At 72.5% G+C, this 22,490-nt stretch carries 18 protein-coding genes and 1 tRNA gene; 8 read left to right on the plus strand and 11 right to left on the minus strand.

The window, feature by feature from the left end; translation table 11 throughout:
- Window positions 1–29: 29 nt before the first annotated feature.
- The 6 genes from AB0472_RS15920 to AB0472_RS15945 form a co-directional block, all read right to left on the minus strand.
- Entirely contained in the window at window positions 30–530 is a 501-nt protein-coding gene (locus AB0472_RS15920) for a hypothetical protein (RefSeq protein WP_366356931.1), read from the minus strand.
- Window positions 531–583: 53 nt separating this feature from the next.
- Window positions 584–1,186: an aminoacyl-tRNA hydrolase gene (gene pth, locus AB0472_RS15925; protein ID WP_366356933.1), complete on the minus strand. Its 603-nt coding sequence runs from the start codon at window positions 1,184–1,186 to the stop codon at window positions 584–586.
- Window positions 1,187–1,362: 176 nt separating this feature from the next.
- Window positions 1,363–1,956, minus strand: coding sequence for a 50S ribosomal protein L25/general stress protein Ctc (locus AB0472_RS15930; RefSeq protein ID WP_366356935.1), 594 nt, complete (start codon window positions 1,954–1,956; stop codon window positions 1,363–1,365).
- A 196-nt stretch (window positions 1,957–2,152) separates the two neighbouring features.
- A complete protein-coding gene (locus AB0472_RS15935; RefSeq protein WP_366356937.1) occupies window positions 2,153–3,133 on the minus strand; it encodes a ribose-phosphate diphosphokinase in 981 nt (326 codons plus the stop codon).
- Window positions 3,134–3,274: 141 nt separating this feature from the next.
- On the minus strand, window positions 3,275–4,723 hold the full coding sequence (gene glmU / locus AB0472_RS15940; protein WP_366356939.1) for a bifunctional UDP-N-acetylglucosamine diphosphorylase/glucosamine-1-phosphate N-acetyltransferase GlmU: 1,449 nt from the start codon (window positions 4,721–4,723) through the stop codon (window positions 3,275–3,277).
- 114 nt (window positions 4,724–4,837) lie between these two features.
- Window positions 4,838–4,912 (minus strand) — tRNA-Gln (locus tag AB0472_RS15945).
- A 289-nt stretch (window positions 4,913–5,201) separates the two neighbouring features.
- Between AB0472_RS15945 and AB0472_RS15950 the strand changes: the two genes are divergently transcribed.
- Window positions 5,202–6,527: a histidine kinase gene (locus AB0472_RS15950; protein WP_366356941.1), complete on the plus strand. Its 1,326-nt coding sequence runs from the start codon at window positions 5,202–5,204 to the stop codon at window positions 6,525–6,527.
- 13 nt (window positions 6,528–6,540) lie between these two features.
- Here AB0472_RS15950 and AB0472_RS15955 read toward each other — a convergent pair whose 3' ends face one another.
- Both AB0472_RS15955 and AB0472_RS15960 read right to left on the minus strand, forming a co-directional pair.
- Entirely contained in the window at window positions 6,541–7,038 is a 498-nt protein-coding gene (locus tag AB0472_RS15955) for an SUKH-3 domain-containing protein (RefSeq protein WP_366356943.1), read from the minus strand.
- 64 nt (window positions 7,039–7,102) lie between these two features.
- Complete coding sequence (locus AB0472_RS15960; RefSeq protein ID WP_366356945.1) at window positions 7,103–7,639, minus strand: YwqJ-related putative deaminase; 537 nt, start codon at window positions 7,637–7,639, stop codon at window positions 7,103–7,105.
- 299 nt (window positions 7,640–7,938) lie between these two features.
- On the opposite strand from AB0472_RS15960, the gene AB0472_RS15965 reads away from it, so the two are divergent.
- The 5 genes from AB0472_RS15965 (at window position 7,939) to AB0472_RS15985 (ending at window position 14,308) form a co-directional block, all read left to right on the plus strand.
- A complete protein-coding gene (locus AB0472_RS15965; protein WP_366356946.1) occupies window positions 7,939–8,934 on the plus strand; it encodes an SMI1/KNR4 family protein in 996 nt (331 codons plus the stop codon).
- A gap of 8 nt (window positions 8,935–8,942) precedes the next feature.
- On the plus strand, window positions 8,943–11,579 hold the full coding sequence (locus AB0472_RS15970; protein WP_366356948.1) for an SUKH-4 family immunity protein: 2,637 nt from the start codon (window positions 8,943–8,945) through the stop codon (window positions 11,577–11,579).
- Between the two features lie 103 nt (window positions 11,580–11,682).
- Window positions 11,683–12,606 (plus strand): sigma-70 family RNA polymerase sigma factor, encoded by a 924-nt coding sequence (locus tag AB0472_RS15975; protein ID WP_366356949.1) that lies wholly within the window; start codon window positions 11,683–11,685, stop codon window positions 12,604–12,606.
- 90 nt (window positions 12,607–12,696) lie between these two features.
- A complete protein-coding gene (locus AB0472_RS15980; protein ID WP_366356951.1) occupies window positions 12,697–13,263 on the plus strand; it encodes a dihydrofolate reductase family protein in 567 nt (188 codons plus the stop codon).
- A gap of 172 nt (window positions 13,264–13,435) precedes the next feature.
- On the plus strand, window positions 13,436–14,308 hold the full coding sequence (locus tag AB0472_RS15985; protein WP_366356977.1) for a cellulose-binding protein: 873 nt from the start codon (window positions 13,436–13,438) through the stop codon (window positions 14,306–14,308).
- 64 nt (window positions 14,309–14,372) lie between these two features.
- On the opposite strand, the gene AB0472_RS15990 is transcribed toward AB0472_RS15985, so the two are convergent.
- The 3 genes from AB0472_RS15990 to AB0472_RS16000 all read right to left on the minus strand — a co-directional run bounded on the left by AB0472_RS15990 (window position 14,373) and on the right by AB0472_RS16000 (window position 18,106).
- Window positions 14,373–15,983, minus strand: coding sequence for a cation acetate symporter (locus AB0472_RS15990; RefSeq protein WP_366356953.1), 1,611 nt, complete (start codon window positions 15,981–15,983; stop codon window positions 14,373–14,375).
- Complete coding sequence (locus AB0472_RS15995; RefSeq protein WP_366356955.1) at window positions 15,980–16,444, minus strand: DUF485 domain-containing protein; 465 nt, start codon at window positions 16,442–16,444, stop codon at window positions 15,980–15,982. Before AB0472_RS15995 ends, AB0472_RS15990 begins: the two co-directional genes overlap by 4 nt.
- 189 nt (window positions 16,445–16,633) lie before the next feature.
- The gene (locus AB0472_RS16000) at window positions 16,634–18,106 is read right to left on the minus strand and encodes an MFS transporter (RefSeq protein ID WP_366356979.1); all 1,473 of its coding nucleotides are present in this window, start codon (window positions 18,104–18,106) and stop codon (window positions 16,634–16,636) included.
- A gap of 530 nt (window positions 18,107–18,636) precedes the next feature.
- On the opposite strand from AB0472_RS16000, the gene AB0472_RS16005 reads away from it, so the two are divergent.
- Both AB0472_RS16005 and AB0472_RS16010 read left to right on the plus strand, forming a co-directional pair.
- On the plus strand, window positions 18,637–19,425 hold the full coding sequence (locus tag AB0472_RS16005) for an ABC transporter ATP-binding protein (RefSeq protein ID WP_294004041.1): 789 nt from the start codon (window positions 18,637–18,639) through the stop codon (window positions 19,423–19,425).
- A complete protein-coding gene (locus tag AB0472_RS16010; RefSeq protein WP_366356957.1) occupies window positions 19,422–22,001 on the plus strand; it encodes an ABC transporter permease in 2,580 nt (859 codons plus the stop codon). The genes AB0472_RS16005 and AB0472_RS16010 overlap by 4 nt, the downstream gene beginning before the upstream one ends.
- The last annotated feature ends 489 nt before the right edge of the window (window positions 22,002–22,490 follow it).

Raw genomic sequence — 22,490 nt, forward strand, 5'->3', positions numbered from 1 at the left:
CCGGGGGCACCGGCCGTTCTCCGCGCTGCTCACTGCAGCGCCGCGAACGCCGCCGTGAGCAGCGCGATCCCCGACCCCCCCAGCACCCACGCCACCCGCCGCAGCCGCAGCCCCCCGGCCACCACCACGGACGCCAGCAGCAGCGCGCCGCCCAGCGGCACCCAGGCGTACAGCACGCCGGCCGCCCCCGACCGGACCACGTCCCCGGTACCGGGCTTCACGATCACGTCGTACGTCTGCCCCTTGCGCACCCCGACCGACCTGTCGAGGACGACACTCGCGCGCTTCGCGGCGCCGGTAGAGGCGGGCGCGAACGGCCCCGTGCAGGTGTCGGCACCGCACGCCGCCACTGTCACGGTGCCCCGCTCCTTGCCCTTCGTCAGCATCACGTCCTGCGCGGTGCCCCACGACCCCCACACCCCGGCGACCAGGATCAGCACGGCGACCACGCCCATCGACAGGACACGCAACGCGTCGACCGGGGCCGTACGGGAGGAGGCGGCGGAGGCAGCAGGCATGGCCGGGATCATTGGCCATGTCCCCACGGCCGGTCAACTGCCGTAAGGGGTGAGGGGGGGACAAGTCAGGAGTTGTACGTGCTTTGCGCCCGTTCCAGCCCCTCGGCGACCAGGGCCTCCACCGCGTCGGCGGCCCGGTCCACGAGGTAGTCCAGTTCCTTGCGCTCGGCCGAGGAGAAGTCCTTCAGCACGAAGTCCGCGACCTGCATACGACCCGGAGGCCGCCCGATCCCGAACCGCACCCGGTGATAGTCCGGGCCCATCGCCTTCGTCATCGACTTCAGCCCGTTGTGCCCGTTGTCGCCACCGCCCAGCTTGAGGCGGAGCACGCCGTAGTCGATGTCCAGCTCGTCATGGACCGCGACGATGTTGGCGACCGGCACCTTGTAGAAGTCGCGCAGCGCGTTCACCGGGCCGCCGGAGAGATTCATGAACGACATCGGCTTCGCCAGCACCACCCGCCGGCTGCCCGGCCCCGGCGCCCCGAGCCGCCCCTCCACGACCTGCGCCTGAGCCTTCCCGGCCCGCTTGAACTTCCCGCCGATCCGGTCGGCGAGCAGGTCCGCGACCATGAACCCGACGTTGTGCCGGTTCATCGCGTACTCGGGCCCGGGATTACCGAGCCCGACGATCAGCCAGGGGGCGCCTGCGGGGGTGGTCACGTCCATGTCTCCTCACACATGCCACAGCCGCCGCTCCACTGGAAGGAGCGGCGGCTGGAGCCTAACTGCTGTGGGCAATCGTTCCGCAGGGCGACGGAGGTCCCCCCGCGCGAGCGAAGCCGAGCGTGGGCACAGCCACCAGCGCAGGGCGCCTACGAAGCAGACGGCACCCGAACCGATGCTCAGGCCTCGGCGGCTTCCTCGGCCGCGCCCTCGCCGGCGCCGGCCTCCTCCGCCTGCGCGGCCAGCACCTGGAGGACGACCGCGTCCTCCTCGACGGCCAGCGTCACACCGGACGGCAGGGTGATGTCCTTGGCGAGGACGGAGGCGCCGGCCTCCAGGCCCTCGACGGACACCGACACGGACTCGGGGATGTGGGTGGCCTCGGCCTCGACCGGCAGCGCGTTGAGCACGTGCTCCAGCAGGTAGCCGCCGGGGGCCAGCTCGCCCTCGGTGTGCACCGGGATCTCGACCGTGACCTTCTCGCCGCGCTTGACCAGCTGCAGGTCGACGTGGACCAGGAAGCCCTTGATCGCGTCGCGCTGCACGGACTTCGGGATCGCCAGCTCGTTCGACTTGCCGTCGATGTCGAGGGAGATCAGGACGTTCGACGTACGCAGCGCGAGCAGCAGGTCGTGGCCCGGCAGGGTCAGGTGGAGCGGGTCCGAACCGTGGCCGTACAGGACACCGGGGACCTTGCTGTCGCGGCGGATACGGCGCGCGGCACCCTTGCCGAACTCGGTGCGCGTGCTGGCGGTGATCTTCACCTCGGACATGGTGATCACTCCTCGTAGAGGTAGATACGGACGTGGTCACCCGGCCACGAACGGCCTGCTACGAAGAGCGCGTCGATAACGGAGGCGTGGCCTCCCTCGCCGAGCAACTGGGGAAGTCTACTCGGCGCGGGAGGCCACGGAGAAATCGATCACCGTCCGACGCACGCGGACGATCATGCAGAAGCGTTTTTACAGCTCACTGCTCGTCGAACAGGCTCGTCACCGAACCGTCCTCGAACACCTCGCGCACCGCACTCGCGATCGTCGGCGCGATCGACAGCACCGTGATCTTGTCCAGGTCCCGGCTCAGCTCACCCGGCGTCGGCAGCGTGTTCGTCAGCACGAACTCGCTCACCGGCGAGTTCTTCAGCCGGTCCGCCGCCGGACCCGACAGCACACCGTGCGTCGCCGTCACGATGACGTCCTCCGCGCCGTGCGCGAACAGTGCGTCCGCCGCCGCGCAGATCGTGCCACCAGTGTCGATCATGTCGTCGACCAGGACGCACACCCGGCCCTTGACCTCACCCACGACCTCGTGGACGGTCACCTGGTTCGCCACGTCCTTGTCGCGCCGCTTGTGCACGATGGCGAGCGGCGCGCCGAGACGGTCGCACCAGCGGTCCGCCACCCGCACCCGGCCGGCGTCCGGGGACACGATCGTCAGCTTGTCCTTGTCCACCTTCCTGCCCACGTAGTCCGCGAGCAGCGGAAGCGCGAACAGGTGGTCCACCGGACCGTCGAAGAAGCCCTGGATCTGGTCCGTGTGCAGGTCCACGGTCAGGATCCGGTCCGCACCCGCCGTCTTCATCAGGTCCGCGATCAGCCGCGCCGAGATCGGTTCGCGGCCCCGGTGCTTCTTGTCCTGCCGCGCGTAACCGTAGAACGGCACGATCACGGTGACGGACCGCGCCGACGCACGCTTCAGCGCGTCGATCATGATCAGCTGCTCCATGATCCACTGGTTGATCGGAGCCGTGTGGCTCTGGATCACGAAGCAGTCGGCACCGCGCGCCGACTCCTGGTAGCGCACGTAGATCTCGCCGTTCGCGAAGTCGAAGGCCTTCGTCGGGACGACCCCGACACCCAGCTGGTGGGCGACCTCCTCGGCAAGCTCGGGGTGGGCGCGGCCGGAGAAGAACATCATCTTCTTCTCGCCGGTCGTCTTGATCCCGGTCACAGCACTGTCTCCTCAGAGGTGTCTCAGCCGTACAGCTGGATCCTCCGCGCCCCGAGTGTCCGGCGCGGAAGGGCGAAACAGCTGGTTAGGTGCGGGTGTGCACTTATCACGGTACGACGTCTTCGGCGCACCTGTTTCCGGTCAGTCCTCGTTCGCGCCCCGCCGGGAAGCCGCATCGGCGGCCTTCGCCGCCGCGCTCCCCGGACGCTTCCGGGCCACCCAACCCTCGATATTCCGCTGCTGACCGCGGGCCACGGCCAGCGAACCGGGCGGCACGTCCTTCGTGATCACGGACCCGGCGGCGGTGTACGCACCGTCCCCGACCGTGACAGGCGCCACAAACATGTTGTCCGAACCCGTCTTGCAGTGCGACCCGACGGTGGTGTGGTGCTTGCTCTCACCGTCGTAGTTCACGAACACGCTCGCCGCGCCGATGTTCGAGTACTCGCCGATCGTCGCATCACCCACGTACGACAGGTGCGGAACCTTCGTCCCCTCCCCGATCGACGCGTTCTTCGTCTCCACGTACGTACCGATCTTGCCCTTCGCCCCCAGCCGGGTCCCCGGCCGCAGATAGGCATACGGTCCCACGCTCGCGTCCGCACCGATATGGGCGGAATCGGACACCGTGTTGCTCACCCGCGCCCCCGCGTCGACCCGGGTGTCCTTCAGCCGGGTGTTCGGACCGACCTCCGCACCCTGAGCCACATGCGTCGAACCCAGCAACTGCGTCCCCGGATGCACCACGGCGTCCTGCTCGAACGTCACCGTCACGTCCACCCACGTCGTCGCCGGATCCATGACCGTCACGCCGTCCAGCATCGCCCGCTCCAGCAGCCGGTCGTTCAGGATCCGCCGCGCCTGCGCCAGCTGCACCCGGTTGTTGATCCCGGCGATCTCCCGGTGGTCCACCGCGACCGACGCCCCCACCCGGTGACCCGCCTCCCGCAGGATCCCCAGCACGTCCGTCAGGTACTCCTCGCCCTGGCTGTTGTCCGTCCGCACCTTCCCCAGCGCGTCCGCCAGCAGCTGCCCGTCGAACGCGAACACCCCGGAGTTGATCTCCCGGATCGCCCGCTGCTCGTCCGAGGCGTCCTTGTGCTCCACGATCGCCGTCACGGCCCCCGAGGCCGCGTCCCGCACGATCCGGCCGTAACCGGTCGCGTCCGGCACCTGGGCCGTCAGCACGGTCACCGCGTTGCCGTCACCGTGGTGCGCCCCGGCGAGTTGCCGCAGCGTCTGGCCGGTCAGCAGCGGAGTGTCCCCGCACACCACGACCACGGTCCCCTCGACCGACCCGCCCAGTTCCTCCAGCGCCATCCGCACGGCGTGCCCGGTGCCGTTCTGCTGCTCCTGCACGGCCGTACGGACGCCGGCGTCGACCGCGCCGAGGTGCGCGGCGACCTGCTCCCGCGCGTGCCCGACGACGACGACCAGGTGCTCGGGGTCCAACTCGCGGGACGCGGCGAGCACATGACCCACCAGGGAACGGCCGCAGATGTCGTGCAGGACCTTCGGTGTGGCCGACTTCATACGGGTGCCCTCACCCGCTGCGAGAACGACGACGGCTGCCGGGCGAATGGCGCTCACGGGGTTGCCCTTCGGCTTTTTGGATGGTGGGGGTGACATCCGCAGGATACCGGGGCGTTTCTTGGGGGACATGGGAGCGGGCCCTGACGGTGCTGTCAGGGCCCGGACTCGGCATGGCTCCCCCGCCAGGACTCGAACCCGGACAGATGGCACCAAAAGCCACAGTGCTGCCAATTACACCACGGGGGAACAATATCGACTGAACCGGACATTTAGTCAGGTCGTCGAGTGGCGCCTCCTACTATGCCGTACCGGGCGCCTTCGATGCGACGGTACAAGTCGGCTCCGCCTCGTACCCCGTGGTGCCGCCGCCCGCTCCCGCGGTTCCCCGAAGTCCCGTACTCGCGGGGTGGATCTGACATACCGTCCGGGCGGAATGATTGGTGCATTTCGGTGCTGTTCGGTTACGGAGTGTGGCTGCGGGCGAGTAGACGAAACTCACCGGAAAAGCCCACCCCCGCGCCCGTAGGCTGGAGCCATGACCACGACGGGGGCAGACCACGCGACGGCCTCGAGAGGGCCGTGGTGGTGGGTGCGGTGGCGTAGCGCGGTGCTGGACGTGGGGCTCGCGCTGGTGTCGGCGCTGGAGTGCGCCGCGGAGGGGATCCCGTTCGCGCGGGACGCGGGGGTCCCGGTGTCGGTGGGGATCGTGTTCGGTCTGCTGACCGGTTCCGTGCTGGTGCTGCGCCGGAAGTGGCCGATCGCCGTGGTGCTGGTCGCGATCGCGATCACGCCGGCCCAGATGGGTTTCCTGATGGGCATCGTCGGCCTGTACACGCTGGCCGCGGCGGAGCTGCCGCGGCGGATCATCGTGGCGCTGGCGGGGATGACGTTCCTGGGGACGTTGATCGTGACGTTCGTGCGGGTGCGGCAGAGCATGGCGCGGGGGGATCTGACGCTGGGGGACTGGTTCGTTCCGTTCGCGTCGCTGGCGACCTCGCTGGGGCTGACGGCGCCTCCGGTGCTGCTCGGGTTGTACGTGGGGGCGCGGCGCCGGCTGATGGAGAGCCTGCGGGAGCGCGCCGACAGTCTGGAGCGGGAGCTCCAGCTGCTCGCGGAGCGGGCCGAGGAGCGCGCGGAGTGGGCGCGGGGTGAGGAGCGGACGCGGATCGCGCGGGAGATGCACGACGTGGTGGCGCACCGGGTGTCGTTGATGGTGGTGCACGCGGCGGCGTTGCAGGCGGTGGCGCGGAAGGATCCGGAGAAGGCGGTGAAGAACGCGGCGCTGGTGGGGGACATGGGGCGCCAGGCGTTGACGGAGCTGCGGGAGATGCTGGGGGTGCTGCGCTCGGGGGAGGCGGCGCAGCGGCGTTCGGCGGCGTCGGCCGCGGTCCCGGCTTCGGTGCCGCTGGCTGCCGTCGGTGTGGCGGCCGCGGCGGCGGCTTCGCGGGTGGCGGCCGAGGAGGAGGGGCCGTGGCTGTCGGAGCTGGAGGTGCTGGTGGGGCAGTCGGCGGCGGCGGGGATGGTGGTGGATCTGTCGATCGAGGGGGATGCGCGCTCGTACGCGGCGGTGATCGAGCAGACGGCGTTCCGGGTGGTGCAGGAGGCGCTGACGAACGCGCACAAGCACGCGGCGGGTGCGAAGACGCATGTGCGGCTGGCGCACCGGGTGGCGGAGATCGCGATGCAGGTGGAGAACGAGCCGCCGCCGGAGCCGGCGGCCGCGGCGGCCGCGGGGCTGCCGTCGGGTGGGAACGGTCTGGTGGGGATGCGTGAGCGGGTGCTGGGGCTGGGCGGGGTGTTCGTGTCGGGGCCGACGGACGCCGGGGGGTTCCGGGTGTCCGCGGTGATTCCGTCGGCCTGACCGCCGGAGGGCCCTAGGTCTGTGTGGTGAGGCGTTGGGGTTCGACGCCCGCGATCAGGGTGGTCAGTCCGTGGTCGATGTCGGGGCCGACGTACCAGTCGCCGGTGTGGTCGAGGGTGTAGACGCGGCCTTCGGCGTCGATGGCGAGGAGCGAGTGGGTGTCGGTCTCGGCGCCGAGGGGGCAGATCTCGGTGTCGAGGGCGCGGCCGAGGTCGCCGAGGGTGCGGGCGAGGTGGAGGCCGTGCAGGGGGTCGAGGTGCAGGGTGGCGGGGGCGATCTGGCGGCCGGTGCCGGTGGGGTTGATCCGCAGTCCGCCGAATTCGGCCCAGGCCTCCACGGCGGCGGGGAAGACGGCGTGCTTGTGCCCGGCGGGTGAGGCGTGGTCGCGCAGGGTGTCGGCCCATACCTCGGCCTGCTTTATGTCCCAGCGTCCGGGCTGCCAGCCGGCGGCGCGCAGGGCTGCGTCGACGGGCACGGAGAAGCGTGTGGAGGTGGTGCGGTCGGCGTGCATCTGCCCTTCGATCGTCCTGGTTGCTGTGCGGGTGCGGGTGCGGGTGTGTGGAGGCGGGGGTGTGTCAGTCGTCGGAGGTCGGGTCGACGACGCGGACGCCGAAGTGCGCGGTGAGGGCGGTGCAGGCCCGGCAGGGGGCGGCGAAGCTGCCGTGCAGCGGGTCGCCGTCCTCGCGTATGCGCCGGGCGGTGAGTTTGGCCTGCTTGAGGGATCTGCGGGCTTCGCCGTTGGTCATGGGCTTGCGGGCGGCGCGTTTGCTGCGGGCGCTGTCGGCGGTGCTGATGTGCCGGGAGATGAGGATGGCCTCGGCGCAGCGGCCGGTGAAGCGGTCGCGCTGTCCGCTGGGCAGGGTGTCGAGGAACTCCTGGACCAGCGGGTGCAACGGGGGCGGCTGGTCGCCGCGGGCGGCGGTGCCGGTGAGGGTGGCGCCGCGGACGGAGAGGGCGGCGGCGACGGTGGGCAGGATGCCGTCGCGGCGGTGCTGGAGGGTGGGGATGGGAGGTATTTCGTCGCTGCTCCAGCCGATGCGGGGGTCGCCGTTGGTGGCGCCGTGGTTGGCGCCGGACATGGCGGTGTGCGGTCCCGTCTGTGTGGTGTTCATGATCGTCTTCCCCTCCCGGGCATCCCCCCGAAAGTCACAGACTGCCAAATCCTGTGGCGGGTGCGGTAGCTGGGGCGGTGCGACACGCCCGGGCCCGGGCAGGCTGTCACGGCGGGGTGACGGCTGGTCACGGAACCGGAGGCCCGGTGACCGGGGTTCGTGTACCGCATAGGCTGTCGCCAACCGCGACGGGCGCGGTCGACGCGTCTGGTACGTGGGAGAGACAGCCGGATACGGGCCGTGGCGCGCCGCAGGGGTGTGATACCGGTCCGTACAGAGTGCCGCAGGGGGCAACCGTCATGACGACAGGTCGGCTCGGGCAGCAGGCCGCGCCGCCGAACGCGGCCTATGCCGGGCAGGTCGTGCATTTCCCGGATCCGGTTCGGGCGGCACGTCACCCGAGAGGGGTACGGATCGACGAGCGTGGCTACCCCGACTTCTCGCCCTACGCGCGCGCGGCGGCGGAGATCGCCGATCCGCCGGAGGGTTTCGGCGTCGACGAGTTGCGGCTGACGGACTTCGTGTCCGCGAACGCGGTGCTGGCGGCCTCGGGCCACGAGCTGTGGGACACGGTGCCGGCGGTGGCGACGCCGCACGGCTGGACGTGGCACCACGTGGCGGGGTCGCGGCGGCTGGAACTGGTCCCGGTCGAGGTGAAGGCGTTGCTGCGGCACCACGGTGGGGTGGCGACGGCGCGGGTGGACCACGACAAGCGGGGGACGCGGCCGTTGCAGGAGACGCGGCCGGCGCACTTCGGGCTGCCGAAGTCGGGTGTGGCGGTGTCGGAGTCGCAGGTGCAGGGGGTCGAGGAGGACCTCGGCTACCGGTTGCCGGGTGCGTACCGGTCGTTCCTGAAGGCGGCGGGCGGCTGCGCGCCGGTGGGGACGGCCCTGGACGCGGGTCTCGGACTGCTGGTGGACCAGCCGTTCTTCACGGTCCGCGACGAGGCGGCGGTGAACGACCTCGTGTACGTCAACAAGTGCCTGCGCGACCATCTCACCAAGGACTACCTGGGCGTCGGCTTCGTGCAGGGCGGTCTGCTGGCGGTGAAGGTCAAGGGCGACCGGCTGGGTTCGGTGTGGTTCTGCGCGTACGACGACGCGCGTGACGTGGATCCGGGGTGGCCGCCGGCGGAGCGGGTGGAGCGTCTGCTGCTGTCGTGCGGTGCGGACTTCGACGCGTTCCTGTCGCGGCTGGCGGGGTCCCCGCCGGAGTTGGAGACGGTGGCGAACCTGATGGTCGACGGTGGTTTCGCGCGTGCCGTGCCGGTGTCCTCGGCCGGCTCGGGGGAGTGAGGTCCGGCATGGTGACGTTCGCGCAGGCGCAGGAGCGCGCGGAAGAGTGGATCAACGGTGACGTCCCGGCGTACCAGCATCGTGAGGTGCGGGTGCGGGAGTTCGGTCTCGGGTTCGTGGTCTGGGGCGAGGACCGTGCGGAGGGTCCGCGGTCGGACGGGGGCGGGCAGCGGCTGGTGGTCGCCCGTGACAGCGGTGAGGCCACGCTGTGGCCCGCGCTGCCGGTGGGCGAGGTGATCCGCCGGTACGAGGAGGAGTACGGCCGTGAGGCGGAGATCGCCGACGCGGTGCCGGCGCCCGCGGCGCGGGTGGACCTGAACCAGACGTCGTTCCTGTTGAGTCCGCCGGAGTGGCTCCAGGAGGCGGCGGACAAGCTGGGTATTCCGGATCGGCGGCCGGGGGCTGACGGAGCGTCGGCGGGTGCGGGTGCGGGTGCGGGTGCGGGTGCGGGTGCGGGTGCGGGTGCGGGTCCGGTTCCTGGCTCCGGGTCAGTTCCCATCGGGCTCGCCGAGACGCAGGCGGGGGTGCCGGCGGCTTCCGGTCCGACTCCCTGGGCCGGTACCGACACCAACGCCGACGCCGGAGAGGACCGTTCCGTGCCGTTGCCCGCGACGGTGTTCGCACCGCCGCTGAGCGATGCCGACGACGGTGCGCTGGGAGAGGCCGAGACGGCCCTGATGGCGGGCGGCAGCCAACTGCCGCGCACCGCGGTGAACCCGGCGCTCGACGAGGCGGGTGCGCGGGGCGTCCCGGGTGCGCCGGGTGCCCCGGGTGCGCCGGGCGGTGTGCCGCAGGGCAGCACACCTCCGCCGCCCGAGCGGGATGCCCCGTCGTACGGCTACCCGCAGGGGCCGGCGGCTCCCGGGACGCCCCCGCCGGGTGCGCCGTCGGACCGGCAGGCGCCCGCCAGGCCGCCCGCGACGCCGCCCGCGTCCTCGTACGGTTACCCGCAGGCGCCGGCCGCTCCGGGGCAGCCGCTCGCGCCGAACGCCAGTGACATAGCGGATGCCGCGACGAGCCGGGCCGCGCCTCCTCCGCGCAGGGCGCGTGGCGGGGCCGGTGCGCCGCCTCCGCCGCCGGGCGTACCGGGAGCGCCGGGGGTCCAGCTCGGCAGCGGACCTCAGCAGCCCGCGGGGGGCTATGCGCCGACGCAGATGGTGTCGGCGGCGGGGCCCCAGGGTCCCGGGGGCCCGGGACAGACCCCGCCGGGCGCGCAGACCCCGCCGGGCGTCCCCAACCCGCCCGGTGTGCCGGGTACTCCGGCCGGCCCGCCGCCGGGTGACGTTCATCGTGCGGCGACGATGCTGGCCGACCCGAGCGGGACGGGCGAGGGCGCGCAGCAGCCTCCGGGCGCCCCTGGCGCCCCCTTCGCCCCCGGCGCGTCGCAGCCTCCGGGCGCTCCCGTCACGCCTCCCGCGCGGGGTTCTGCCGGTGGGGCGGGCGGCGCGGCGGTCCACCACGCCGAGACAGTGCTGGCCGCGCCTCCGGTGGGCGCTCCGCCGGCCCCTGGCAGGCCGCCGGGCGCTCCGCCGATGCCGCCGCCGATGCCGGCCGGCGCGATGCCACCGCCCGGCCAGCCCGTGCCGGGGCAGCCTGTACCGGGTCAGCCCGTGCCGGGTCAGCCCGTGCCGGGGCAGCAGCCGCCGGCGTACGGCTACCCGCAGCAGGGGCAGCCGACGGTCGGGCCGGGATACCAGGCGGTGCTGCGCTACCGGGCGCAGGACGGTTCGGAGCAGCAGCTGATCCGGCGGTCCGCGCCGGGCACGCCGCACCCGGAGTGGCAGATCTTCCACGAGCTGCGGGCCATGAACGTGCCGCCGGACCAGGTGCTGGAGCTGCACACGGAGCTGGAGCCGTGCGAGCTGCCGGGTGCGTACTGCGCGCGGATGATCCGGGAGCAGTGGCCGCAGGCGCGGCTGGCGAGCATCGCGCCGTACGGGACGGATCACGCGAGCCGGCAGCAGGGGATGCGGCAGTTGCTGGCGCATCAGGGCGAGTTGCACCAGGTGGCGGCGGGTCCCGCGCGGCCCGCGCCGGTGCGGGCGCCGTTGCCGCAGGTGCAGGCGGCGCCGCCGATCCCGCCGGAGGCGGTCGCGCAGGAGCTGGCGGCGGCGTTCGGTCCCGGCGTGTTCCGGTTCGAGCAGGCGGCGGTGTCGCGCCAGGGCGTGCCGCCGATCGTCGCGCACACGCTGGTGGCGGCGGGGCTGCCGCTGGACATGGGGCCGTTCTTCTGGGCGCAGGCGCAGCCGGGCCGGCCGGTGCCGACGCTGGCGGAGCTGGCGCAGGAGCGCGGGTTGCAGCCGGCGCCGGACGCGGCGTCGTACCTCGTGATGGGGACCGACTTCGGCAAGGCGGTCTGCGTGCAGTACGGCACCGCGAACATCGTGGCCGTGCCCGTGGAGGCGGGGCCGGGCGGGGCGTCGGTGCCGCCGCAGTTCGTGAACACGGGTCTGCCGGAGTTCGCCCGCTGCCTGGCGCTGCTGGGCCGGATGTGGCGGCTCAGGTTCGGCCTGAACCAGGAGCAGGCGGGCCGCTGGACCGTCGACTTCCAGGCCCAGCTGGCCTCCCTGGACCCGGCGGCGCTCGGCTCGCCGGAGAGCTGGTGGTCGGTGCTGCTGGAGCAGATGTGGGACGGCCTGCTGTAGCGCGCGGGCAGGACGGCCGCACGGGGGCCGGTCGGGCCGGGAGGCCGGGCCGGCCCCCACGTGCGCGTGCCCCGCTGTCCTACCGGGCGGGCATGATGGGCGGATGGACTTCGAGCCGTACCGGGGCGAGTTGGTCGCGTACTGCTATCGGATGCTGGGCTCGTTCCACGAGGCCGAGGACCTGGTGCAGGAGACCATGCTGCGGGCCTGGAAGGCGCGTGAGCGCTACGACCCCGCGCGGGCCTCGGTGCGGACCTGGCTGTACCGGATCGCGACGAACGTGTGCCTGACGGCGCTTCAGGGGCGCGGGCGGCGGCCGTTGCCGTCGGGGCTCGGGGCGCCCGGTACGGACCCGGAGGCGCCGCTCACACCGTCGTTCGACGTGCCGTGGCTGGAGCCCTTCCCGGACGCGCGTTTCGACGTGGAGGCGCGGGCGGATCTGCGGCTCGCGCTGGTGGCGGCGATGCAACTGCTGCCCGCTCGGCAGCGGGCGGTGCTGGTGCTGCGTGAGGTGCTGGAGTTCAGCGCCGCCGAGGTCGCCGACCAGCTGGAGACCTCGGTGCCGGCCGTGAACAGCGCGCTGCAGCGGGCGCGTGCCGGGCTCGTGGGGGCGGCCGATGCGGACGAGGTGAGCGAGCCCGACGATCCGGCGGTGCGGGCGGCGGTCCTGAGGTACCAGCGGGCGTTCGAGGCGGCCGACGTGCCGGCGCTGGTGCGGCTGCTCACCGACGACGCGGTGCTGGAAATGCCGCCGGTGCCGCTGTGGTACCGGGGCCGCGGCGACTACGGCCTGTTCATGGAGCGGGTGTTCCGGCTCCGTGGCACCGGCTGGCGGGTGCGCTCCCTCACCGCGGGCGGACAGCCCGCGCTCGCCGCGTACACCCCCGGGCCGGAGGGCGGGTACCGGCTGCACTCCGTGCAGGTCCTCACGGTCACCGGCGACGGCCTGATCGCGCGCAACGTGGTGTTCACCGACCCGCGCGTGCTGGCGGCGTGCGCGCCGGCGCAGCCCTCCGCCGCCGGCTGAGAGCCGTCGGAAGAAAGGTCCGACGCGGCGATGAGCCGGGCCGGTGCCGCCGGTATGTACCGGTGACCACCGAGCGAAGGGACAACCGTCATGAGCGTTGTCGTCATCGAGTTCACCACCCTGGACGGGATCGTGTCCGACCCCGACGGCTCCGGGGGCACGCCGTACGGCGGCTGGATCTTCCGGTTCGGCCGGGAGGAGATCGCCGGGGACAGGTTCGGTCTGGGCCGCGCCCTGGACGAGGGGGTCGTCCTGCTGGGGCGTGCCACCTGGCAGGCCTTCGCCCGTGTGTGGCCCGGCCGCGACGACCCCTTCTCCGCGCGCCTGAACGCCGCACCGAAGCTGGTCGCCTCCCGCACCCCGTCCGACGCACCCGACCTGTCCGCGTGGGCGAACTCCCGTCTCCTCGACGGGGATCTCCTGGACGCCGTCAGGACCGAGCGGCGGGACGTGATCGTCATGGGCAGCATCGGGGTCGTCCATGCCCTGGCGGAGGCGGACCTGGTCGACGAGTACCGGCTGCTGACCTTCCCCACCGTCCTCGGCACCGGCCGGCCGCTCTTCCCGGCCGGCGGCCCGGCCGCCGAACTGGAGTGCCGGTCCGTGGAACGCGGGGGCGCGACGGTGCTGACCCGCTACCGAAGGGCGCGCGGCTGAGTCTTCGCGCCCCCTGACGCGCCCCTCTCTCCCCGGTGGGGCGCGCGGTGTTTCCGGCGCGGCATGCGGAGTGTCGCGTTATGAACACTTACGTCCGATCCATCAAGATATCCGCGAAATCATCATTTCGTGCGGGTCCGGCGGAGAGGGGTTCCAGGTGAGCAGCGCATCGATGTCGCCGTACGAGTTCGTGACCGTCCGGGGGCGTGGCTACTGCCCCGACCAGGTAGAGGCGTTCATGGCGGAGCTCGGCGAGGACCGGGACGCGGCGTGGGAGCGTGCCGCGCGGCTCACCGTGCTCGCCAAGGAGATGGAGGCGGAGGCCGAGCAACTGCGGACCGCGGTCGAGGAGCTTCCGCCGCAGACGTACGAGGCGCTCGGGGACCGCGCGCACCGGATCTTCCGGCTCGTGCTGGAAGAGGCGAAGACCCTGCGCGAGGGCGCCCGGCGCGAGCTGACGGAGGGGGTCGTGGAGGCTGCGGCGCGCGCCGACGGCGAGTGCGACGCGGTGCGGGAGCGGGCCGACGCGCTCCGTGCCGACACCGAGGAGCGCGCCCGCCAGGTGCTGCTCGCCGCGAGCGCGGAGGCGGACGACATCCGCATCAGCGCCCGTCTGGAGGTCAAGGAGCAGCGGGGCGAGGCTCTTTCGGCGCTGCGTGAGGTACGGCAGCGCACCACCGGGATGCTCGCCGACCAGGCCAAGGAGCACGCCGAGCGCTGGGCCGAGGAGGAGCGCGAGGAGGCCGCGCGCGCCGCCGCGGTCGACGCCCACAACGCCGAACGCATCGCGCGCGCCGAGGCCGCCCTGGCGGAGGCGGAGCGGGCCCTGGAGGAGGCCGGGGAGTCGGCGCGCCGCTCCGAGGAGGAGGCACAGGCGCGGGCCGACGAGATCCTCGCGGACGCCAAGGTCCGCGAGGAGCACATCGCGCGGGAGACCGAGCGGGTGCTGCGTGAGCACGGCGAGACCTGGGACGACGTGCAGGCGCACATGGACCACATGCGGGACAGCCTCATGACCCTGACGGGGCGCGCGGCGGCGGAATAGCGCCCCCTGCCACGCCCCCCTGCCGCACCCCCCCCGCCGCACCCCCGGCCGTACGCCCGCGCCCTCAGTCGCCCCTGCGTACCGCCCCCGCCAGGATCCACCCCTCCACCGCCTCGTACTGCCGCCGCTGTTCCGCGGCCCTGCGCCGGCCGGAGGCCACCGTCCCCAGCCAGCCCAGGAAGAACCCGGCCGGGATGGAGACGAGGCCGGTGGTGGTGAAGGGGAACCAGTTGAAGTCGGCGTGCGGGAAGGCGGCGCCCGGCGAACCCGAGACCAGGTTGGTTCCGGGCATCAGGAGCAGCACGGTGAGGGTGCCGCCGAGCAGGGTGCACAGCAGGCCGGTGCGGGTGTAGCGGCGCCAGAAGAGGCCGTAGACCAGGGCGGGGGCGAGGGCGGAGGCGCCGATGCAGAAGGAGAGGGTGATCAGGGGCTGCAGGCTGTGGTGCTGGACCAGGGTCGCCAGCAGGATCGTGGGGACTCCTGTGGCGAGCGCGGAGACGCGGGCCAGGGTCATCTCGCGGCGGGCCGGCATCTCTCGGACGCGGGTCGCGAAGACGTCGTGGGCCAGGGAGTTGGCGCAGGCGAGGATCATGCCGGCGACGGAGGCGAGCAGGGTCAGGAAGATCGCCGTGGTGACCGTGGTGAAGAGCAGGGTCTCCGCCGCCGAGACGTCGGTGCCGAAGGCCGCGCGGGAGCCCAGCAGGTAGGCGGTGTTGCCCTGCGGGTCGCCGGCGGTGACGGCGGCGCGGCCGACCAGGGCGGTGGCGCCGAAGCCGACGACACTGACGACCAGCACGAACAGGGCCACGCAGGACACCGCCCAGGACATCGAGCGGCGGACCTGGCGGGCGCTGGAGGCGGTGTACATGCGCATGGTGATGTGCGGCAGGCAGGCGCCGCCGAGGACGACGGTGAGCTCCGAGCTGATCATGTCCAGACGGGGGGCGGGACCGCCGCTGAACTCGAGGCCGGAGCGCAGGTACGCGGTTCCGGAGCCGCTGCCCCGGGCGGCGGCGGCGAGCAGGGCGCCGGGGTCCCAGCCGAAGCGCTGCAGGACCAGCAGGGCGACCACGGTGCCGGAACCGAGCAGCATCACGATCTTCAGGATCTGGATGAGGGCGGTGCCCTTCATGCCGCCGATGGCCGCGTAGCTGATCATCAGGGCGCCGAGGCCGACGACACAGCCGGTCTGCACGGTCCCGTTGGAGAAGCCGAGGACGAAGGCCATCAGCTGTCCGGCGCCGGCCAGCTGGACCAGCATCAGCGGCAGCAGGGCGGCGACGGTCACCGCGCAGGCCGCGATCCGTACGCTGCGGCCGGGCATCCGGCGGGCCAGCGCGTCGCCCATGGTGAACCGGCCCGCGTTGCGCAGCGGTTCGGCCAGCAGGAACATCAGCAGCAGCAGTGACAGGGCCGTGCTGAGGGCGAGGACCACGCCGTCGTAGCCGCACAGGGCGATCACGCCGCCGGTGGCGAGGACGCCGGCCCCGGAGATGTAGTCGCCGGCGATCGCCAGGCCGTTGCGGAGCGGGGAGAGGGAGCCGTAGCCGGTGTAGAACTCGTCCAGGTCGTCGCGGTCCGGGCCGGTCATCACGCACAGCAGGAGGGTGAGCGTCGCGACGACGGTGAAGGCGACCAGCGACATGGACTGGGCGGAACCGCTGAAGCCGGTCACCGCACGGCCCCGCGCCTGGCGTCCAGTTCGGCGGTGCGGCGGATGCGGTCGGCGAGCGGGTCGACGTGGCGGCGCGCGGAGTGCTCGTAGCGGGCGATCGCCAGCCAGGTGACGGGAAGCTGGAGCAGGGCGAGGAACAGGCCCGTGGGTACGCCGTCGGCGACCGTGCTCGTCATCAGGCCCGGGGCGAACGCCGACAGCACCAGGAACACGGTGAAGTAGCCGAGCGCGGTGAGCGTCGCGGCGCGCCGTCGGAGGCGGTAGGCGCCGCGCAGCACCCGCAGGTCGCTGTAGTGGCCGACCGGCTCCCGGCGCGGCATGTGGCGCGGTCTCGGCGGCTCGGGCGGCAGCGGCCGCCAGGGGTAGGTGAGGTGCGACGGCTCGCGCGGGGTGGGACCCGAAGGGCCGGAAGGGGCGGCTGGGTCGGGTGGGTCGGCTGGGTCGGAAAGGTCGTGGGTCATCCCGGTGCTCCTTGCGTGGCTCGGGTCCGTGGCGGCGGACCGCAGGGAGAGGAGGGAGCGGGGGACGCACGTTACTCGCAGGTATCCGGGGCGTGCGGGTATTTTCTGCAACTGCCCCGCCGGTACGCGCTTACTGCACTCGAACGTGTCTGACCTCGGGTGTTACCCGCGTTAACTCCGGGACGGGAGTCATTCCTTGAGGACCGGGAAGCGTCGCGGTGCCACCGACAGGAGCACCACGAACGCCAGTGCGGCCGCGCATGCCGCCCCGAAGTACACGGCGTGGACCGCGTCCGCGACGGCGTGCCGGGTGGCCTCGGGGACCGTGCCGTCGTCCAGCGCGCGCGTGACGGAGTCGAGATCGCCCGCGCCGCCCAGCCGGGTCGCCAGCACCCCGTTGGCGACCGCGCCGAACACCGACGCCCCGATCGTCTGACCGGTCTGCCGGCAGAACAGCACCGACGCGGTGGTGGTGCCCCGCTCCGCCCAGCCCACCGTCGACTGCACGCCCACCAGCAGCGGCAGCTGGAACAGGCCCAGCGCGGCGCCGAGCAGGAGCATGAGCAGCGTCGGCTGCCAGGCCGACCCCGGATAGGGCAGGAACGGGAACGCGAACAGGATCAGCGCGGCCGCGCCGATGCCGAGCAGCGCGGTGTCGCGGAAGCCGATCCGCCGGTACACGTGCTGGCTGAGGGCCGCGGAGACCGGCCAGCTCAGCGTCCACACCGACAGCACGAACCCGGCGGCCACCGGCGCGAGGCCCAGCACCGACTGCGCGTACGTCGGCAGGAACACCGTCGGCGCCACCATCAGCAGGCCCAGCGCGCCGAGCGCGAGGTTGACGGCCGCGATCGTGCGGCGCCGCCACACCCACCCCGGGATGATCGGCTCGGACGCCCGGCGCTCGGTCCACACCACGAACCCCACCAGCGCGAGCCCGGTGGCGAACAGCGCGCACGACGGCGCGGACCACCACGCCCACGCCACCCCGCCCTGCACGAGCGCCGTCAGCAGCACGCCACCGCACGCGAAGACCGCCAGCGCACCCGCCCAGTCCACCCGCGGGGGCGTGCGCGGCGCGCGCTTCGGCTCGTGGAGGTGCCGCACTATCAGCCAGAGCGCCGCCGCGCCGATCGGCAGGTTGACGAGGAAGATCCACCGCCAGTCCGCGTACGCGGCCAGCACCCCGCCGAGTCCCGGCCCGGCCACCGCGGACACCGCCCACACCGTGGACAGCTTCGACTGGATCTTCGGGCGGTCCTTGAGCGGGTAGAGGTCGGCGGCGAGGGTCTGCACGGTGCCCTGCAGCGCCCCGCCGCCCAGGCCCTGCACGATCCGGAACGCGATCAGCGCGGCCATGTTCCACGCGGCCGCGCACAGCAGCGATCCCAGCAGGAACAGCACGGCGCCCGCGACCAGCACCGGCTTGCGGCCGAAGGTGTCGGAGAGCTTCCCGTACACCGGCAGCGTCACGGTGACGGCCAGCAGGTAGCCGGAGAAGAGCCAGGAGAAGACCGAGAAGCCGCCGAGGTCGCCGACGATCTGGGGTACGGCGGTGGAGACGACGGTGGAGTCGAGCGCCGCCAGCGCCATGGCGAGCATCAGGGCGGCCACCACGGCCCCCCGCCGGTCCGTCCCGGCCCCGCGTGCCGCCGCGGGTATCGCGGGTTCCGTGTTCTCGCTCTTCTCCTTCTTCTTCTCCGTCTCCGCGTTCTCCCGCTCCACGCCGGATCCCCTCCCCGTGCCACCGTCATGTATCTATGTCGCGCACAACAGCTTCCCACCCGTCCACGTGCGGCGGGAGTCCGCGTCCACCTGGTGAGAGGGCGCGGCCGCTTGACCCTCACGCGGCGGGAGGGTGGACGCTGCCTGGGGCGGTGGGTGGAGGCCGACCCCGAGACGGGCTCCACCCGGCGGTGGACGTCCCCTAGGGGGTTCTCCGTACTACGGCTCGGGGAGGGTTCGTACCGCCGGAGGAGGAGACGGCACCCGGTCCGTCCTTAACCTGGCTTTACACCGCCGGGGGGCGGTTGACCGAACCGGCGGGGGTGGGGTTTTCCCCCGGGCAAGACGGGGCTCCGCACCAGCGCGGAGCAGCCCCGCCGGCCGCCAGACTCGTCGTCGTACCGACCACCGCACAGCAACGCGCAGCACAGGGCTGTTCGTTCGCTGACCGACTTAGGAGACATACCGTGACATCGGCTGTGACCATTCCCAGGCACGGGGGTACTGGAGGGCGTACGGCCGTTGCCGCGCGGGCGCGGCAGGTCGTCAAGGCGTACGGAGCCGGGGAGACCCGCGTCGTCGCCCTGGACCACGTCGACGTGGACATCATGCGCGGGCAGTTCACCGCGATCATGGGCCCCTCGGGGTCCGGGAAGTCCACCCTGATGCACTGCCTCGCCGGGCTCGACACCGTGACGAGCGGTCAGATCTACCTGGACGAGACCGAGATCACCGGCCTGAAGGACAAGAAGCTCACACAGCTGCGCCGCGACCGGATCGGCTTCATCTTCCAGGCGTTCAACCTGCTGCCGACGCTGAACGCGTTGGAGAACATCACGCTGCCCATGGACATCGCCGGGCGCAGGCCCGACAAGGAGTGGCTGCGGCGCGTGGTCGACACCGTGGGGCTCGCGGACCGGCTCAAGCACCGCCCCACCCAGCTCTCGGGCGGCCAGCAGCAGCGCGTGGCCGTGGCGCGCGCCCTCGCCGCCCGCCCGGAGATCATCTTCGGCGACGAGCCGACCGGAAACCTGGACTCCCGGGCGGGCGCGGAGGTCCTCGGCTTCCTGCGCAGCTCCGTCGACGACCTGGGCCAGACGATCGTGATGGTCACGCACGACCCGGTCGCCGCCTCCTACGCGGACCGCGTGCTCTACCTCGCCGACGGCCGGATCGTCGACGAGATGTTCAAGCCGACCGCGGAGACCGTCCTGGACCGCATGAAGGACTTCGACGCGCGGGGGCGTACGTCATGACCGTCCTGAAGACCTCGATGCGCAACTTCTTCGCGCACAAGGGGCGCATGGCCCTCTCCGCGGTCGCCGTCCTGCTGTCGGTGGCGTTCGTGTGCGGCACGCTGGTGTTCACCGACACCATGAACACGACCTTCGACAAGCTGTTCGCGGCCACCTCGTCCGACGTGACGGTCAGCGCCAAGGGTGCCTCCGACACCGGTGAGACCACCTCCGACAACGGCAGGCCGCCGGTCATGCCGGCCGCGGTGGTCGGCAAGGTCCGCGCCGCGACCGGCGTCAAGGCGGCGGAGGGCACGGTCTTCTCGACCTCCGTGACCGTCGTGGACGCCGAGAAGGACAGCCTGTCCCCGTCCAGCGGCGCGCCGACCATCGTCGGCAGCTGGAACTCCAACGACGCCCGCACCATGAAGATCACCTCCGGTGCGGCGCCGCGGAACTCCGGCCAGGTCATGGTGGACGCCGACACCGCCGACAAGCACCACCTGAAGCTGGGCGACGAGATCGGCGTGATCAACGCGGTCGGCACGCACACCGCGAAGATCTCCGGCATCGCCGACTTCACCGTCACCAACCCCGGTGCCGCGATCTTCTACCTGGACACGAGGACCGCCCAGCAGACGCTCGTCGGGCGGACCGGCGTCTTCACGAACATCAACGTGACGGCCGCGCCGGGCGTGACGGACGCGCAGCTGAAGAAGAACGTCGTCGGCGAACTCGGCACCGCCTACAAGGTGCAGACCGCCAAGGAGACCGCCGACGCCAACCAGAAGGACGTCGAGAGCTTCCTGGACGTCATGAAGTACGCGATGCTCGGCTTCGCCGGGATCGCCTTCCTGGTCGGCATCTTCCTGATCATCAACACCTTCTCGATGCTGGTCGCCCAGCGCACCCGCGAGATCGGCCTGATGCGGGCCATCGGCGCCGGCCGCCGCCAGGTCAACGGGTCCGTGCTCGTCGAGGCCCTGCTGCTCGGTGTGGTCGGCTCGGTCCTGGGCGTCGGCGCGGGCGTCGGCATCGCGGTCGGCCTGATGAAGCTCATGGGCTCCATGGGCATGCACCTGTCGACCAGCGACCTGACGGTCGCCTGGACGACCCCGGTGCTCGGCCTGGTCCTCGGCGTCGTCGTCACCGTCCTCGCCGCCTACCTGCCCGCGCGCCGCGCCGGCAAGGTCTCCCCGATGGCCGCGCTGCGCGACGCGGGTGCCCCCGCCGACGCCAGGGCGGGCCGCATACGCGCCCTGATCGGCCTCGTGCTGACCGGCGCGGGCGGCTACGGCCTCTACCTGGCCTCCGCCGCCGACAAGGCCAAGGAGGGCTCGGCCTGGCTCGGCCTCGGCATCGTCCTCTCCCTCCTCGGGTTCGTCGTCATCGGCCCGCTGCTCGCCGGCGGCGTCGTCCGGGTCCTCGGCGCCGTCCTGCTGCGGATGTTCGGCCCCGTCGGCCGCATGGCCGAGCGCAACGCGCTGCGCAACCCGCGCCGCACCGGCGCCACCGGTGCCGCCCTGATGATCGGACTGGCGCTGGTCGCCTGCCTCTCGGTGGTCGGCTCCTCCATGGTCGCCTCCGCCTCCGACCAGCTCGACAAGACCGTCGGCACGGACTTCATCATCCAGTCCGACAGCGGCCAGCGGATCACCCCGCAGGCGGTCAAGGCCGTCAAGGACGTCCCCGGACTCGCCCGCGTCACCGAGTACCGCACCACCACCGCCGACTACACCACGCCCGACGGCAAGACCCTCAAGGACACCGACATCACGGCGGCCGACCCCACCTACGCGACCGACCTGCGCACCAAGACCGTCGCCGGCGACCTCAAGGACGCCTACCTGCCCGACTCGATGTCCGTGTACGACAAGTTCGCCACGGCCCACCACATCCACCTCGGCTCGAAGATCACCGTCGGGTTCAAGGACGGCCGCACCGCCCACCTCACGGTCCGGGCCATCACCAGCAGCGACGGCCTCATCGACGCCGGCTCCAAGTACACGAACATCGCCACGCTCGCCAAGTACGTGCCGGCCGCCAAGATGCCCCTCGACGACCTGGTCTTCGCCACCGCCAGGGACGGGCAGCAGGCCGCCGCGTACAAGTCGCTCAAGTCCGCGCTGCACGACTACCCGCAGTACACCGTGCGCGACCAGACCGACTACAAGAAGGCGCTCAAGGACCAGATCGGCCAGCTGCTGAACCTGATCTACGGCCTGCTCGCCCTCGCGATCATCGTCGCGGTCCTCGGCGTCGTGAACACCCTGGCCCTCTCGGTGGTCGAGCGGACGAGGGAGATCGGCCTGATGCGGGCCATCGGCCTCTCCCGCCGCCAGCTGCGCCGCATGATCCGCATGGAGTCCGTGGTGATCGCCCTCTTCGGTGCCCTGCTCGGCCTCGGTCTGGGCATGGGCTGGGGCGCCACCGCCCAGAAGCTGCTCGCCCTGCAGGGCCTGAAGGTCCTGGAGATCCCCTGGCCGACGATCATCGGGGTCTTCGTCGGCTCGGCCTTCGTGGGCCTGTTCGCCGCCCTGATCCCGGCGTTCCGCGCGGGCCGCATGAACGTCCTGAACGCGATCGCGACCGACTGACCGCGACCGCCCGAGAGACCACCGCACACGGGGGTTGCGGGGGAACACCCGGCGCCGGGGAGTCCTGACGACTCCCCGGCGCCGGGCGCCGCCGTCCCCTGCGAGCCCGGCGCCCCGGCCCCCCGGCCGCTGCCGTCCCCTGCGAGCCCGGCTCCCCGCGACCGCCGGATTCCGGCGCCTCGGCCGCCCAACTCCGGCCCCCCTCGGCCGCCGGAGTCCGGCTCCCCGCGGTCGCTGGAGTCTGGCGCCTCGGCCGCCCGAGCCCCGCCCCCTCGGCCGCCCGAGTCCGGCTCCCCGCGGTCGCTGGAGTCCGGCGCCTCGGCCGCCTGAGTCCGGCTCCCCGCGGCCGCCCGAGCCCCGCCCCCTCGGCCGCCTGAGTCCGGCTCCCCGCGGTCGCTGGAGTCCCCGCTGGTGACGAGCTGGGTGTACAGGCCGGCGGCGTCCGCGGCGCCGACCAGCTCGGGCAGATCGCGCCTGAGCAGCGGCTCG

Source organism: Streptomyces sp. NPDC086777 (genome assembly GCF_040702065.1).
Classification (GTDB): Bacteria; Actinomycetota; Actinomycetes; order Streptomycetales; family Streptomycetaceae; genus Streptomyces.